Source organism: Cuneatibacter sp. NSJ-177 (assembly GCF_022867805.1).
Classification (GTDB): Bacteria; Bacillota; Clostridia; order Lachnospirales; family Lachnospiraceae; genus Pseudolachnospira.
On the sequence record NZ_JALIFO010000011.1, the window covers coordinates 91,800 to 107,660 of the forward strand.

Annotated in this window: 16 protein-coding genes; 3 read left to right on the plus strand and 13 right to left on the minus strand. The window is 48.3% G+C overall.

Annotated features, from left to right (window positions below; translation table 11 throughout):
- Positions 1-293: 293 nt before the first annotated feature.
- The 8 genes from MUB23_RS15910 to MUB23_RS15945 form a co-directional block, all read right to left on the minus strand.
- A complete protein-coding gene (locus tag MUB23_RS15910; RefSeq protein WP_244801711.1) occupies positions 294-1,748 on the minus strand; it encodes a hypothetical protein in 1,455 nt (484 codons plus the stop codon).
- A gap of 155 nt (positions 1,749-1,903) precedes the next feature.
- Positions 1,904-2,623: a hypothetical protein gene (locus MUB23_RS15915; RefSeq protein WP_244801713.1), complete on the minus strand. Its 720-nt coding sequence runs from the start codon at positions 2,621-2,623 to the stop codon at positions 1,904-1,906.
- Between the two features lie 96 nt (positions 2,624-2,719).
- Positions 2,720-3,568, minus strand: a complete 849-nt coding sequence (locus tag MUB23_RS15920; RefSeq protein ID WP_244801715.1) for a KilA-N domain-containing protein — start codon at positions 3,566-3,568, stop codon at positions 2,720-2,722.
- Between the two features lie 603 nt (positions 3,569-4,171).
- Positions 4,172-5,035, minus strand: a complete 864-nt coding sequence (locus tag MUB23_RS15925) for a DMT family transporter (RefSeq protein ID WP_244801717.1) — start codon at positions 5,033-5,035, stop codon at positions 4,172-4,174.
- Positions 5,036-5,217: 182 nt separating this feature from the next.
- On the minus strand, positions 5,218-6,327 hold the full coding sequence (dctP, locus tag MUB23_RS15930) for a TRAP transporter substrate-binding protein (RefSeq protein ID WP_244801719.1): 1,110 nt from the start codon (positions 6,325-6,327) through the stop codon (positions 5,218-5,220).
- Positions 6,328-6,397: 70 nt separating this feature from the next.
- Positions 6,398-7,684: a TRAP transporter large permease gene (locus MUB23_RS15935; protein WP_244801721.1), complete on the minus strand. Its 1,287-nt coding sequence runs from the start codon at positions 7,682-7,684 to the stop codon at positions 6,398-6,400.
- Positions 7,681-8,106, minus strand: a complete 426-nt coding sequence (locus MUB23_RS15940) for a TRAP transporter small permease (protein ID WP_330641913.1) — start codon at positions 8,104-8,106, stop codon at positions 7,681-7,683. The genes MUB23_RS15935 and MUB23_RS15940 overlap by 4 nt, the downstream gene beginning before the upstream one ends.
- 9 nt (positions 8,107-8,115) lie before the next feature.
- The gene (locus MUB23_RS15945; RefSeq protein ID WP_244801724.1) at positions 8,116-9,063 is read right to left on the minus strand and encodes an alpha/beta hydrolase; all 948 of its coding nucleotides are present in this window, start codon (positions 9,061-9,063) and stop codon (positions 8,116-8,118) included.
- Positions 9,064-9,237: 174 nt separating this feature from the next.
- Between MUB23_RS15945 and MUB23_RS15950 the strand changes: the two genes are divergently transcribed.
- From MUB23_RS15950 to MUB23_RS15960, 3 genes are all read left to right on the plus strand, one after another.
- Positions 9,238-9,408: a helix-turn-helix domain-containing protein gene (locus tag MUB23_RS15950; RefSeq protein ID WP_244801726.1), complete on the plus strand. Its 171-nt coding sequence runs from the start codon at positions 9,238-9,240 to the stop codon at positions 9,406-9,408.
- Positions 9,405-10,112: a substrate-binding domain-containing protein gene (locus tag MUB23_RS15955; protein WP_244801728.1), complete on the plus strand. Its 708-nt coding sequence runs from the start codon at positions 9,405-9,407 to the stop codon at positions 10,110-10,112. Before MUB23_RS15950 ends, MUB23_RS15955 begins: the two co-directional genes overlap by 4 nt.
- A gap of 124 nt (positions 10,113-10,236) precedes the next feature.
- Positions 10,237-11,118, plus strand: coding sequence for a LysR family transcriptional regulator (locus tag MUB23_RS15960; protein ID WP_244801730.1), 882 nt, complete (start codon positions 10,237-10,239; stop codon positions 11,116-11,118).
- A gap of 23 nt (positions 11,119-11,141) precedes the next feature.
- Here the strand turns inward: MUB23_RS15960 and MUB23_RS15965 are convergent, their stop codons facing one another.
- Genes MUB23_RS15965 through MUB23_RS15985 form a run of 5 tightly spaced genes read right to left on the minus strand, consistent with a single transcriptional unit; the run spans position 11,142 to position 15,696 of the window.
- The gene (locus MUB23_RS15965) at positions 11,142-12,029 is read right to left on the minus strand and encodes a shikimate dehydrogenase family protein (protein ID WP_244801732.1); all 888 of its coding nucleotides are present in this window, start codon (positions 12,027-12,029) and stop codon (positions 11,142-11,144) included.
- Positions 12,030-12,040: 11 nt separating this feature from the next.
- The gene (locus MUB23_RS15970) at positions 12,041-12,484 is read right to left on the minus strand and encodes a cupin domain-containing protein (RefSeq protein ID WP_244801734.1); all 444 of its coding nucleotides are present in this window, start codon (positions 12,482-12,484) and stop codon (positions 12,041-12,043) included.
- Positions 12,485-12,500: 16 nt separating this feature from the next.
- Positions 12,501-14,012 carry a tripartite tricarboxylate transporter permease gene (locus MUB23_RS15975; protein ID WP_244801736.1) on the minus strand — a complete coding sequence of 504 codons (1,512 nt, stop codon included), beginning with the start codon at positions 14,010-14,012 and terminating at the stop codon, positions 12,501-12,503.
- A 12-nt stretch (positions 14,013-14,024) separates the two neighbouring features.
- Positions 14,025-14,585 (minus strand): tripartite tricarboxylate transporter TctB family protein, encoded by a 561-nt coding sequence (locus MUB23_RS15980; protein WP_244801738.1) that lies wholly within the window; start codon positions 14,583-14,585, stop codon positions 14,025-14,027.
- Between the two features lie 19 nt (positions 14,586-14,604).
- The gene (locus MUB23_RS15985; RefSeq protein WP_244801740.1) at positions 14,605-15,696 is read right to left on the minus strand and encodes a tripartite tricarboxylate transporter substrate binding protein; all 1,092 of its coding nucleotides are present in this window, start codon (positions 15,694-15,696) and stop codon (positions 14,605-14,607) included.
- Between the last annotated feature and the right edge of the window lie 165 nt (positions 15,697-15,861).

A 15,861-nucleotide genomic window follows, 5' to 3' on the forward strand; every position in this document is an offset into this window, starting at 1 on the left:
CAAAACTATTGGAAAACTTAGGTATACCGCATATTCGTTTCCGTGATTTGCGACATATGTATGACAAACCCACGACAAAAAATTAAAGAACAGGTGGAATCTTCCCCTCCTGCTCTTTAACCATTATAATGTCCTTTGCAAGATGCAATAATAATCGCATCTTCTTTTTATTCTGAAATACAACCTACTTTTCTCTTTTGTTCGAAGTCAATCCAGTATAATATGTCGAACTTTATCATCACCATCTTCGCCCCCCTTATGTCAAGGCCACGACAAAAATATTTATTCCAAAATCATCCTATTAGATATTCGCAAACAGCCGCTACAGCCGCATTTTTAATTTGCCTCGCACGAGTTTCCTTAATATACCGTGCTTCTTTCAGTTTACTTTCTTCTACCTCAATCAGTTCACCAATAGTATTGATATTTAACTCATGCAGTTTTCTCTTTTGCCATAAAGTAAGATCTAAAGTATCGACACTCTTTACAAATTGTTTTGCTAATTCTACATTTCGAGCAGATTCAATAATAACTCCTATAATGCTATTAAATGCTTTATAATTATTACCATACTCAGTCATCTTTTTCACACTCAATTTCTGAGCAATAGAAAATGCTGTCGTTGTTGGTATTGTTTCTTCTGCAAACAAACAACCAAGGTTGATTTCATAACGTGCCCCTATTCCACTTCGTGTTGCACGAATACCTGAAGAATGTTCGTGAATAATACCCGTGTATTCCAATAGTCGCAATGCTTCTTTTACTTCTTGTGGAGCATTTCTATGAATCCAGAAAAAAGCACTGGTCACACCTTCTTCGCTTTTTAAACCCAAAAATTTATCATTTTTAAGTTTCACTGCAGGGATTACATCAGTTTCAACAAAATCACGCCCCCAGTCGATAAGTTTAGCATATCCCGGATATTTCTCTGCAAGATTTGAATGCTCTGCCCAAAGCAATTCTCGATAGTATTCACGTATTACCTTGTTAACCGAAGCAGAATCTAGTTTACCAGCCATTTCAACTGTTTTTAGCAAATGACGTGGATTACCACCTGATGCATACGCCAATATAGAGAAATTTTCACCACGTTTTGATAATGTCATAGATAATGTACTATCACTTGCTTGATTGAGAACCATTTCCTTCATAGTTTCAACATAGTTATCATCTGTGACAGATCTGTTTAGGGAAATTTGTATGGCATCATGAAGCGGCTCAAAAGATTCTCCATAAATAGTGACACCGGGATATACAGCAGCGTTACATTTAATATAAGGAGAACGTAAATCTCTGAAAAGAGTAAAAAACTCTCTTTGTTGTTGTGGTCGGCATACATGTGCAGCTTCATCAATAAACAGGACAATTCGTCTAATACCAAGTTCTTCACATAAATCTTCAACGACATTTAACAAACTATCCAACGTTGGAATCATTGAATCATCGATTACTTCCCCTGGCTTTTTCCAGGAGGACTCAAACCGCTCGGTTATATCCTCAAGTTCAGATTTTTCAGGCTTTGCTGATGCACCGAGCAATATACCAAGGCCATAATTAATAGTGGCTAATTTCCCACTTTTTCTTAAGGCTCGTTGCAATTCGGAGCAAATCTTTGCAAGCATCCAAGATTGAAATTGATTGGTATTCCCCGTCTGAATCAATGAGGCTTTCCGCAATGTAATAAAAACTGGCAAAACATTATTGGTTTCAAAATTACTATTTAACTGTGCTTCCGCTACCCTAAACAAAAAAGATTTACCAACACCACGACTACCAATCAAAAGGATTGGAGTTGGAGCTATTAGTTTCTAAATAATATCTTCATCAGTAGGGGTTGAAACAAATAAATTACAAATTAATTCAGGTGTCATCTCTTCAGTTCGATATATAAATTCATTCATTACTATTCATCTCCATCCTTACTATACAACAACTGGACTTCCGGTAACATATCTATATTATGCATAATAGGCTGCTCTAATGTTATGAGCATTTTGCTTTCTATTATAAACTCTTTGAATCGTATTACAAGTGAAATAGAAATTAAATATGCAATACTTTGAAAACAAGAGATATATTTTGACAGCAATTCCTGATTAAACTCATTTTGCCCGGGTAAGCAATTTAGCTTGCTGTAATTTCCATGTATATATTCAGAGCATTCTCGATATACATTAATTGCGGTCCTATTAAGTTCTGAACTTCGATCTTCAAACTCTGGAGCATATGCGCGAATAAATGTTTTACCAAATATGCCAAATTCACTATCAGTAATTGATGCCCATTTCATATCTTCTTGTCCTGCTTTCCAACGTCGAAATGAGAAATCATCCGAAGATAGTTGTATGGCATATAGACAGTGTTCCAAACATAACCGTAGAGAGGCCATCGCTTGCTTATAAAGACCTTGACTGCAAAAGAGATTTGCAATTGCACATTCATTTATGGAAGATTTCAACAGAATGGATTGTGGAATTGCGTCGAGACATTTTATCCAAACAGAAAAATCTTTTACGAAAAGAAAGCATTGTCTAAAATCTTCCGCGCAAGATGAATTCCATGTTAATGAAATTTGATTTTTAAAACACTCTAAAATCTGGATTTGTTCATCCTTATTGTCCATTTAATTCTTCTCCTTAAATAGCATAAAAACACTTTGTTTACATACCACGGATTCCTGTAGGCAACTTTGTTATAATCCGGTAGCTTTTTATTGCGTTCAATTGTTGTAATCCTCTAAACGTTTTATTCCTGCTGATTTTAATAAAGATATCATCTGGTCTTTTGCAATTCTATTTAATTCCACCAACCGTTTATTACGTCCTATGCCTTGTTTTATCATCTCTGCATTTAAGCTTTCAATATTAGATAAGATAATTAGTTGCTGAAGCGTGGCGTGGTCTCTTATATTTCCATCCAGGTTTGGATTAGCCTCACGCCATTGCTTTGCTGTCATACCAAACATTGCCACATTCAAAACATCTGCTTCAGTCGCATATGTAAAACTTTGATATTGTTTTGGTAATTCTGGAACAATCAGATGTTCTTTTATGGCATCTGTATGAATTCGGTAATTAATTTTAGAGATTTCCCGATTCATATTCCAGTTTAATGAAAGCCTGCTGTTTTCATCTGTTTTTAAGCGTTGGTAATCTGTGATGATGTATAGCTTAAACTCTGCTGAAATCCAGGAGGCAAATTCAAATGCAATATCCCGATGTGCAAAAGTCCCTCCATTACGACCAGATTTGGAATACATACCAATTGCAGCTGTTGCTTCCACCCACCGTTTCGGAGATAAAGTAAATGCATTAGAACCAGCCCGTGACTTAAACCCCTCGAATTCGAGGGGTTTAAAATCCGGATTATGCAACGTCTCCCATAGTCCTAAAAATTCAATGACGTCACGGCCTCGCATCCAGTTTTGGATTGTGGCAGCCGGATCTTCACTTTTATATTTCGCAATATCAGTTAAAGAGATATAGTCATCGTAACTTCCGTCCGACACAACAGAAATTTGCATTCCTTTAGCAGTTATTTTTGCTTTTAAGACCTTTTCTTCCTTCATGCTCAACCTCCAATGACTTTCCCCCTATTATATCAGATATTATGCTAAATGTCTTGCCTTTAGCCCAGCGTATAGGAATATATTCGACATAGTATGACGCTACTTTTAATCATATTCAAACATATTCTGTCGAATCCTGTTGTCACGACCCAAGGCATACGTCAGCTACCAACAAACACCAGCTGACCAATGACTTTTACACGACCGGAGAAGTGCCGGATACCTACCATACTGCCGTCCACCCTCAGCTAAAACAAACCAAAAAAGAGGAATCCGGTAAAAAGCCTCAACAGATAGGCAAGAAAAAAGCAGCGATTTGGAACGGTAAACGGCATAAGCCTTACCGTTCCACGCTACTCGTTATAACTGCCTGCGGAACGCGGTCACACTTTCACCGATGTTAGAGAATTGAACTGTTTCAAGCACCCGGCAAATCAAACCTGAAAAAGTGCGCTAAATCCAATGTTTATGCTGCTTTCTAGCCTTTATATTCGCCATATAAAGCACGTCTATTTTTTATTTCGCTCCTCCGTCGCTCCATAAAAAGGGGGAGAAGTCCGAACTCCGCTTCGCTCCGTTTGGACAAAAATATCTGCTTCGCAGCTATTTTTTATAAGAATACAAAAATCCGCCGGAAATAAACGCAATCCCGACCACGATATTCCAGGTAACCGCTTCCCCCAGAAAGAGCGCGGCCGCAATCAGGGAAACGATCGGCTTCAGGAAAAAAGCCACCGACGCCTGGGACGGACCGGCGGTCTCTATCCCCTTTACCAGGCAAATATAGCCAAACCCAGTCACCACCACGCCCAGATATAAAATCCAGGGCAGGTTTGCCAAGGTTACTCCCTCAAAGACCGGAACCTTGGCAAAGAGGAGGATAAATAATTGAATCACGCAGCCAAGGAGAAAGCCAAAGCTGTTCTGGGCCATACTGCCGATCCTGTCCACGCGTCGTTTTCCCAGAGCCGTAAACAGGCCGAAAGCAACCGCGCCGAATAAAACGAGGAGAATTCCCAACGGAGTATTCCCCTCCGCCATATTCACCGGGTTGGCCACAAAAACCAGCCCGGCGATGCTGAGCCCCAGCACAACCATTTTCTTCCGGTTAAACTTATCTTCCGTCAGAAAATGAGCAAAAACCATGGTAAAAGCAGGGTTAATGCAGAGAATCGTCGCAGCGGTATTGGCATTGCAGTAATTCAGCCCCACCTGGTATACGGTCATACTGCAGGTGATACAGATGAATCCCAGCAATGTCAAATACGCCAGATCACCCTTTGTCAGGCGCACCTTCCGCTTCCGGATGCTGGTTATCGCCGCAGGCAGCAGAACCAGTCCACAGATTAAAAAACGCAGAAATGTGACCTGCATGGCAGGCATACCCAAATTTGCACTCTTCAGGCTGACCTCCAGAGTGCCGAAAAAAAACGCGGTTCCCAGTATATAGATAACGCCCTTTTTCATTCCTCTCTCCTATCTCCCAAACCTGAAGCCCAGGCAGGGCTGCCTGGGCTTTTGTAAAGCTATCCATATATTAAGATATTTTTCCAAATTTGTACAGACGAAATTAAAACTTTCCGACCGAAGGAATCAAAATTTTCCGGCCGCCGGTTTGTTTTCCTTTTCCTACTATCATGAGGGCCAAATCAGCGGGTAATGCCTGCCGTACCCAGATAACGATTGACAATATCGTCGCCCAAAGCAGCCGCAACATCATCCCAGATGGGCTTGGCAGCAGTCTTGAAAGCAGCCAGCATGTCATCCGTCACCGGCAGAACAGTCAGATCATCTTTCATCTTATCCAGCGCTTCCTTGATATCGCTGGATCCGGAATCATAAGCCGCCTGCACATAATTGGCGCCGAACTCCATCAGGCATTCCTGATAGGCGGGATCCAGGGAATCATAGACAGTCTTGCTGCCCACAACCAGCGCCACATTCATAAATGCCGGTACGGCCATATAGTAATCCTGAACTTCATAAAACTTATTGGAATACACTGCAGGCGCCGTGTTATCCTGGGCTTCCACCAACCCCTGCTGCAGAGAAAGATACAAATCCGAAAACGCCAAAGGAGTTGCCACGCTGCCCTGATTATTCCAGAATGCCATGTGATACTTGTTTTCCAGCGTCCGGATGCTCATTCCCTGGAAATCCTCTACCTTCTGCAGATTTCTGTTGGTGGACAGGGCCCGGAACGTCTGGAATCCCATCCCCAAAATCACCAGTCCTTTTTCCGCGAAAATCGGATCGAGAGTTTCTTTCATAGCTGCCACGCCTTGATACGCCGCTTCCTCGCTGTCAAAAACCGCCGGGCAGTCAAACACGCCTACTTCCGGAACATAATTGACTAGAGCCGAAGACATCAGGCTGACCATAGGAATGGAACCGGCGATGCAGTTTTCGGTCAAAACTGCGTCATCGCCCAGAATCCCATCCCAATTCAGGTCGAAGTTCAGCTTCCCGCCGGTCTTTTCCTTGATCGCATCGGCGCACTGCTGCTGAAGAGTGAAGGTATTTAAGTTGGAAGACGCGCTGGAGGCGACAATCATGGTCAGCTCCTCCAGGCCGCTATAGGCTCCCTCCCCTCCTCCGGTCGTGGCGCCGCCGTTTTCTGTACTTCCGCTGGCGGCGGTACTGGCAGGCGCAGGGGTTCCCGCGCTGGTGGTCCCGGCATCCGAATTGCCTCCGCAGGCTGTTAGCGAGCACGCAAGAACACCGGCCATAATCAGTGCAGTCCATTTTCTCCGTTTCATATTGTTTCCTCCTCTTAATGATTATTTCCAGGCGCTTCAAACGCCGGAATAAACTTCATGCTGTATTTTGCTACAAAAGCCCCAGGCTGATCGGCGGAATGAAGGTAATCATCATCAAAGCAATCATATAAAATCCGATCAGCGGATAGGCTTCCTTTCCGATGGTCATCGGATTTTCCTTTACCATGGGGGCAGCCACAAAGAGGTTCATGCCAAACGGCGGTGTAACAAATCCAATCGCCAGAGCGCAGGTCATGATGATTCCCAAATGAACCGGGCTGATTCCCATATTTCCTGTAAAAGCGATCAGCATAGGCCCCAAAATCGTGTTTGCCGGCCCGACATCCAGCACCATGCCCAGCAGGAATAGAATAACTAGCAGCACCAGCAGGAACAAATATTTGCTGGTAAATGTGGTCGACAGCCAGTCGGAAAGCTGCTGAGGCGCTTTCAGAAGAGCCAAAATCTGAACGAAGGCCCTGGCCAGGCAAAGAGACATACCGAGCGGGGCATAGGAACGTACCGCGTCCTTAAAGAATCCCCACAGGTCTTTAAAGGTAATGCTGCGGTAAAGAAACAGGCAGACAAAAACTGCATAAAATACGGATACACAGGCCGCCTCTGTCGGGGTGACAATACCGGAATAAATACCTCCCAGAATAATGACCGGAGTCAGCAGGGAAAAAAAGCCATACCGCAGCACCCGGAGAACGCCGCGTTCTCGCAGCGACCGGTGATTCGCCTCGATCTTCTCCCTGTCTTCCCCTTTTACCGTACAGTAAATCACCACATAGATCATCAGCCACAGGGCAATCAGGCAGCCAGGGAAAATCCCCGCGGTAAAAAGGTCTCCCACGGAAGTATCCGTCACCAGGCCAAAGGAAATGTAGGGTATACTGGGCGGGATAATGACGCCCAGCCCAGCCGCCGTCGCCACCAGCGCAGCAGCAAAAATTTTCTTATATCCCAATGTGGTGAGAACCGGGATGCACATGGTACCCACCGCGGCACAGGTCGCCGGGCCGGAACCGGAAATTGCCCCGTAAAACAGGCAAGTCACAACCACTGCGCAGGGCATTCCGCCTCGGAATCTTCCGATGAATAAGGCAAAAACATCAAACAGCCGTTTCGAAAGTCCGCCGGTTGCCATAATGGCGCCGGAAAGCATGAACAAAGGGATCGCCAGAATAGACATGGTGTCCACGCCTTTCAGCATGCTTCGCACCACAACCTCCAAATTTCCGGCAAATTTCGGATCCAGAAGACCCGGCAGGATCGTGGCGAATCCCATACACATGGCGATCGGTACCGCCAATACTAAACAGACAAAAAATACGAGGAATACAATCGCGCTCATTCTCCGTCACCCCCTTTTCTTTCATTCAGCATCTTTTTGAAATCTTTCAGGGAAATTGCAAGTACCTCAATCCCGCGGACAATTCCCAGAAAAAAACCAACCGGCGCCGATGTATACAGTATCCACATCGGCAGTTCCAGACCGGAGCTGACATTCCCGATTTGAAAAGCGGAGGCCATCACGTTCCAGGAAGGTTTTAACATAATCACACAGAAAGCAATGGCCATGACCTGAGCGGCCAAATCCAAAAATTTTGCGATAACCGGCGGAAACAAATTGATTACCACATCGACCCGAAGCATCCGCCCTTTGCGGATACAATACGCCGTGGCAAGCATGACCGAGTACACAAAGCAGTAACGGCAGGCCTCCTCCTGATTTCTGTTTGAAGATCTTACGCCGCTTCTGAGCAGGCTGTGGATTCCCCGCGTTTAAAATTCAGTAATCTCCATTCCAAACTCCCGACGGAATGCCGCGCAGATTCCGTTATGCACCCAATGGGTCAGGGGCCGGTCCATCACACAAAAGCCGTGGGTGACACGGGGCGCCTGTATGGTCGCGCAGGGAACATGGTCATGAAGGAGTTGAAGCGCATAGGACATTCCCTCATCCCTCAGCGGATCATACTCCGCGGTAATCACCATATGGGGAGCCAGTCCGTTCAAATTCCTGCACAGGGCAGGCATCGCATAGTACGAAAGCGGGCTGCCGTCTGCGTTTACATAAATTGCCTGCGTAGAATGGGCATAGTCCGGCGCTTTCCCCAGCTTTCCGAACTGTACTTTCGAGTTTGTCCATGCCATATCCAGATCCGGACAGTTTAACACCGTCAGAGCCGGCTGTGCTTCCCCTTTGTCCCTTAGATAAAGAGCCAATCCGGCAGCCAGGTTTCCGCCAGCGCTGGTTCCGTGGACTCCGATGCGGTTCCGGTCCCCACCGATCTCATCCGCATGATCCCGCAGCCACCGATAGGCGCTGTAACAATCCAGCAGCTGCGCGGGAAAAGGAAGCGCCCTGGACGCCAGCCGGTATTCCACCGAGACGACAATGCAGGGGGTATGCTCGGCCAGATAAATATTTCTGTAGTTATCAATGTCCACGCTTCCGCTGACAAATCCGCCTCCATGGATGTCCAGAATAACCGGAGAAGGATTCGAAATCCCAGAAGGAGTGATCACCCGCAGCTTCATGATTTGCCCTTCCCCTGTCCCTGGGATATTGGTATCTTTCATCGTGGTTCCCGGTCCCAGCTGATAAGCTTTAATTGTCTCCTGCAGCTCCGCCGTACTGGCTTTCACTCCCGAATCTGTACTTAGAGTCATATCCACATGCCCCTCATATCCCGGATAGGGAAAAAGTTCCACCGCGCTTACTTTCATTTTTGTCGTCCTTTCTGTCTCACATTTATGTATGTATTAATTATTTCTCATTCTTTATTGAATATTTTTTGTTTTATACTTGACATTTTCCGACATTCCGCGTATTATTTCAAATACATATTTTGTAACAGCATTCATAAATCCGAAGTTATGTATAAAAGGGGGGATACCCAGATGGAACTTTTACAGCTTCAATATTTTGTGAAAGTTGCAAGACTAGGAAGCATCACAAAAGCGGCCCACGAACTGCATGTCTCCCAGCCCTCGCTCAGCCAGACCATGCGCCGCCTGGAAAATGAAATGGGGGTCAAGCTATTTGAAAAAACGGCCGTCATATTAAAATGACGGCCCAAGGTCAGAAATTCTATTCCCATATTTCGTTTGCGCTGCAGGAAATCACAAACGCAGCCAATGAAGCCAAAAACCTGAATATCCAAGGAAATATTGTCCTCGGCTCCTACCTCTCGCTCCAGCCCATCATTCCCGCGCTGGAGGAATTTGCCTCCGTAAATCCGGATATCACCTTTACCTTCCTGCGCATCAGCGATCTGACCTACGTCAACTCCCAAAATATGGACGCCTTACTTTGCTATGAACAGTCGGACGGACTGAACTTCCAGGAAAGGCTCTACATCACCTCGGCGGAACGGGTCATCATTGCCCCCCGCCGAGACCTGCCGGATCCGGAAAATCTCCGGTTCCATCTTCAGGAGCTAAAGCAGGAGCCCTTCGTTTCCCTCCAGTGGGGCAACGATCGGATTGAAGAAATTTTCGACGAATTTACCCATCATAATTTTATCCCCAATGTCCGTTACCGCACCAACAGCGCTCTCTTTAAGCAAGAGCTGATGGAAAGCGGCCTAGCCGTAGGTTTTTCCAATTCCCTGCTTGCCTCCCAGCTTCATCCGGCCGGTAAGTATATCCAGGCCGCCCACGCTCCGCAGACGGCGCTGATCAAGATCTTCCTCGCCTGGCGCAGTGCGGATGCGCGGTCTCCGGCAGCCGAGGAATTCAAAAAATTTATGACACAAAAATTTGCCGGGCAGTAATGGATACGGGCAGGCAAATTTTATACACATTAAAATATATTTACATCCAGCGGTAATCCGATCCCCCTCTGGACATCCGCTTTTCTCCTATGCTATACTGAAAAAAACAGCTGGGAGGACACACATGGAACTTCTGCAATTGCGCTATTTTAAAATGCTGGCCGAGGAACCTCATATGACGAGAGTAGCGGAAAAGCTGCATATTTCTCAGTCCTCCCTGAGCAAGACGATCAAGCTGCTGGAGGATGAGCTGGGCGTCAAACTTTTTGACCGGCAGGGAAAATCCCTCCGGCTCAACGAGAACGGAAGGATTTTTCATCTTCATATTGCAGCTGCCTTGTCCGAGATCAACAACGCCAGAAAAGAACTGACCGACCGGAACAGCACCTCCTACCCCGACCTGTTTCTCTACGTTCAGGCCGGCATCTCCATGCTTCCGGATATTCTCGGCGGTTTCAGCAAGCAATATCCCCATATTCATTTTTCCATCAGCAAAAAGCAGTATCAGGAGTTCGACTCGGTCCGCCGGACCTGTGACTTTACTTTTGATCTTCCGCGACTGGACGCCAAAGACAACGGCCACTCCGTTACCTTGCTGGAGGAGGAATTTCTGATCGCATTCCCCCCCTCCCACTGGGCGGCCGGAAGGCCCTGGATCGACCTGATTGAGCTGAAAGACGAACCCTTCCTGACTTTTATCCCAACAGCCACCTACCGCTACAACACCGAACAATTTTGTCAGGCGGCCGGATTCCAGCCCAATTTTATCCTGGAATGCCACGACTGGCAGACTTTGTGCGGTTTTGTGCGCATCGGCATGGGCATTGCTTTTGTGCCCAAATATACCTGGTTTTCCTATGACAACAGTGAATTATCTCTGGTGCCGGTCCGCAGCCCCCACTGCTACCGGAAAATCAACCTTTCCTGGGACGGCCAGGCCTATCTGTCCTCTTCCGCCCAACTGTTCCGGGATTATGTGATCGAATACTTTTCCCGGTTTCGGTAAGCGCCGGTACGCAGGATCCCGTTTCACTCCTTCCGGTTCTGCCTTCTTTCTTCCTCCATCCGGTCCATTCTCTTCAGCCATTCTTCCTTCGGCGGCTCTTTCCCGGTCAGAAGCCGGTAACCCAACATGCCGCAGTAAGCCAGCATTCGCTTTCCGTTAAAGGTCCGGCAGCCAGCCTCCCTGGCCTCCCGCAGGAAACGGGTCTCCTCCGGATTGTAGGTGGCGTCAAAGGCCACCTGGCCTGGATGAAGCCAAGCCGGATCCGCCGGTGTCTCATCCAGCCGGGAGTACATTCCGGCTCCGGATACGTTCATCACTACATCCGACTGGGATACCGCTGCGCCGAGGGCAGCCTTGTCCGTAAAAGGCACGGTCTCCAGCAGCGTGTCGGGATAATAAGAGCTCAGGTGATGCGTCAAATGCTCCGCCACCTCCGGCACGCAGTCCGTGATCCGGATCGATCTTGCCTTCCGGTCCGCCAAAATCGTACAGATCGCCCGTCCGGCGCCGCCTGCTCCAAAGCAAAAGAAGTCCGTCTGCGGAAGATCGCAGTCTACTTCTTCCTCTAATGACTGCAAAAAACCTTCGCCATCCGTGTTGTAGCCGGTCAGCCTCCCTTCCCGGAATACGCTGACATTGACGGCCCCGATAATCCCCGCCAGCGGGTCGATTTCATCGAGATAGTTCATGATCTCGATTTTATTGGGTTTCGTCGCCGTGATCCCCGCTATATTCATATGGCGGAGCCCCGCCACCACCTCGCCGACGGCATCGCCCTGCACCTCGATGGGGATCCGAAGGTAATTCAGTCCCTCCCGCTCAAAAATCTGATTTTGCAGTTCCACCGAATAGGAATGCCCCAGGGGCATGCCAAGCAGCGGAACCAGCTTTGTGTCCGTGGTTATCTTCATCGCATCCATCCTTATTCCTTGGGAAGTTCCCCGCCCTCCGAGTAAGCCCACAGCATCACCATTGGCTCGTCCGAGGTGCAAAAGCCTCCGTGATATGCGCCGGCCGGGACAAATTTGACGTCCCCCGCCTGGTAAGTCCCGACGATATTCCCATCCCGGTCCAGCTGGACGCCGCTTCCCTGGATGATATAGCTGAATTCCTCCGAATTCTCGTGAACATGAACCGGGCCGCCCTCGCCGGGTGCAAAAATCGTCAGTCCCACTTTAAATTTGGTGGAAGCTCCATACTCCTCCCGCTCATTGATGCAGCGGAATACCTTCCGGACAGAGCCAAAGGTTCCCTTCGTCCCGTCGGGCTTTGTGTACTCATACCGAAGAGAAGAATCCCCCAGGGCAACCGCCTCCGCCTGCCCCTCCCGGAAAGGCTTGATAATCTTCACTACTTTTTCGTCCATTTGATAAATCTCCTTCTTATTTTTTTGCCCGCTTCTCGCGGAAACTCTGAATTGCTTTTTTATACCATCTCGTCTGGGAGACGATGGCATACACGATAATTAAAAATAAAATCAGTGTGATCGGCCGGGTGAAAATGCTGCGGATGCAGCCTCCTACGCCGCGGAAGGACACCAGGGCCCTCCGGAAATTGGTCTCGATCAGGTTCCCCAGGATGATTCCCAGAACCATCGGGGAAACCGGATACCCATACTTTTTCAGGACATAGCCAAGCAGGCCGAAACCGATCATCCAGAAAATATCATAGAGCATATGGTTGATCGCAAAGGCACCCGTCACCGACAGAATGATAATAATCGGGATCAAACGCCCCTTGGGGATCTCCACAAATTTGGCAAACAGGCGGATGCCTGTCAGGCCGAATACCAGAAGAAAAACGTTTGACAGAAGCAGAAGGCTGACAATGATATAAAACAGATCCGGCTGTTCCGCCATCATCAGCGGGCCGGGCCGCAGTCCATGAATCGTCAGCGCGCCCATAATCACAGCCGTGACCGCATCGCCCGGCACTCCCAAGGTCAGCATAGGAATAAATGCGCCACCGACCGCCGCGTTGTTTGCGGATTCCGGGGCCACCAGGCCTTCGATCGCCCCTTCGCCGAAAGGCACCTCCGGATTTTTCGTGGTTCTCTTTGCCTGATCATAAGTCAAGAGCGCCGCCACACTGCCTCCCGCGCCCGGCAGAGCGCCGATCACCGAGCCGATCAGCGAAGACTTTACCGTCAGCTTCAAATATTTCTTTACTGTGCCAAAGGCAGGAACCACCTTTTTTACGTCCTGTTTCACCACTGGGAAATTCCTGGTTTTCAGCTGGGCGAAAGATTCCGATACGCCGTACAGGCCGATCATCGCCACCACCGAGGACACCCCGGCCAGGAGATACGTATTCCCAAAGGTAAAACGGGCCACGCCGGAAATGCTGTCCTGTCCAACCCGGCCGATCAGAATCCCAAGAGCGGCGGGGAGAAGCCCTTTCACCATGGAGGTATTGCCCAAGGTTCCAATCATCAAAAGCCCCATCACGGACAGGAGGAAATAATCCATCGGCCCGAAAGAAACCGATAATTTTGACACCGCCGGGGTAAAAATCGCCAGCACCAGCACGCCGATGATGCCGCCCACCACGCTCTGCGTCGTCGTGATTCCGATCGCCATGCCCGCTTTTCCCTTTTGCGCCAGGGGATAGCCGTCAAATACCGTCGCTACCGCGGCCGGAGCTCCAGGAATGTTCAAAAGAATCGCAGAGCGGGAGCCTCCGTAAACAGCTCCGCAGAACACGCCGATCATGGCCGCCAGAGCCACATGGGTGTTCCAGCCGAAAGTCAGGGATACCAAAAGGGACACAGCCATGGTTCCGGTCAAGCCGGGAATCGCGCCGACATAGACGCCTGCGCAGGTACCGGCCGCCACGGCCACCAGCATCAGCGGGTCCGTAAACGGTGTAAACAGATAAGATAAAATTGCGCCCATCACTCTCTCCTCCTACGGCAGATAAACTTGGAACAGAATTTTAAAAATCGCATAGATAGCCACCATGATCACCGCCGTATAGATCCCGTTTTTCACCATCTTCTTCGGAATCAAGTAGCACATGGAGATAAAAAGGAATGCCGTGGATGAAATCACAAAGCCCAATCCCAATTCCAAAGCCGCCAGATAGACAAACACAAAAACTACCATGATCAGCGTATCCGTAGGCAGCAGATAGCGGACTCCGTTTTTAATCTTTTCTCCCAGACTTTTTCCCTGGTTCTCCGTGGGAATTTTCCGGTTCTGCCAGATGTCCACCAAGGCGAGCAATATGATGATTCCCGTAATCAGCAGGGGAAAAGTCGCATAGCCGTCCAGGGTGGGATCCTTTTGATGGAGAAGCAGGGACTGGTAAAAGAAGAAGATTCCAATCCCCAGGAACAAAAAAGGCATTGCTTTCCCGCCGGGAGCGACCGTCTGAGGCCCTTTTGCCTGTTCCTCTCCCGCCTGAGACTCTTTTGGAGTCCCAGGCTTTTCCTCCTTTATGTTATCTTTACCTATTTTTTCAGCCATTGTACCCTCTCATTTCTACTCAATAGCCCAATTCCTGCATCGTTTTTTTCACAGCGCCGCTTTTGGTCAGCGCGGTCAGCGCATTCTTGCGGAAGGTATCCACATACTCGGTGGCGGCGTCTCCGACGGCTCCTACCGGATCCAGCTGTAACTGCTTCAAGACCGCCTGGTACTCTTCGGACTGATAGGCCTCCTCAAACACTTTTTGCAGGTAAGCCACGATCTCCGGATCCGTGTCTCCTTTCACCGCTACGGTGTAAAAAGCTTTCATCGGGAGATAGTCTGCCATTTCCGGATACGTCTCCGTGATGGCAGGCACGTCCGGAAGCGCCGGATCCCGGTCGGACCGGCAGGTGCAGAGAATCTTAATATCCCCGTTCTTATAGTAATCGTATAAAGTAGCGGTGTTGCCGAGACCGAAATCCGCGAAACCGCCCATCACCGTGGTCACAGCCGAGGACGCATTGTCCGCCGTATAGACAGAAAAATTGGTTCCGATTGTGGCGCTCCAGATGGATTCGATGGAAGCGTTGATGCCAACGTTGCCGGAAGCCACTTTCAGAACGCTGCCCGGATTTTCTTTTTCTGCATTGACCAAATCCTCAAACGTGTCGTAGGGACTATCCTTGGAGACAAAGATATGCTGGGCGCAATCCGCCGCCACCATTACCATCGCGGCGTCGCTGTAGGTATAGTCAATCAAGTCGTAGGCGTCGTACAGCGCCGGAGTCTCCGCTCCGACGATTAAGGTGTAACCATCGGAATTCGCCTCAAAGGCTGACTGGAACGCAATGCTGGCGGATCCGCCGGAAACGTTTTCCACCACAATGCTCTGCCCCAGTATTTTTTCCGCCACCGATAGCAGGGGACGCATCGCATTATCCGTGGAACCACCGGCGCCGTAACCGATCAGAGCCTTGATCGAACGCTCCGGATACGGTATGCTGCTTCCTTCTGCGGCCGTGGTTCCGGAATTCGCAGCCGCCGTCGTAGTCCCGCCTCCTGCCGCAGCAGTTGTCCCGCCTGCCGTCGTCTGAGTTCCTCCGGTCCCGCATGCCGTCATTGCCAGACTCATTCCGGCCGCCAGCGCCATGGCAAACAATTTTTTCATACTTTGTTCCTCCCATAATAATCTTTGTTTTTTTCTTGTTAACTCGCTTTTTCTTACTTTTTCTTTTTTCATAGAAAGCTTTTTTAGTCTATGTCATTCCCCATGGCCTAAAATCATGGATATCTGGATCTTTGGGGTTCACTTAATAAGACGTCGTCTTATTTT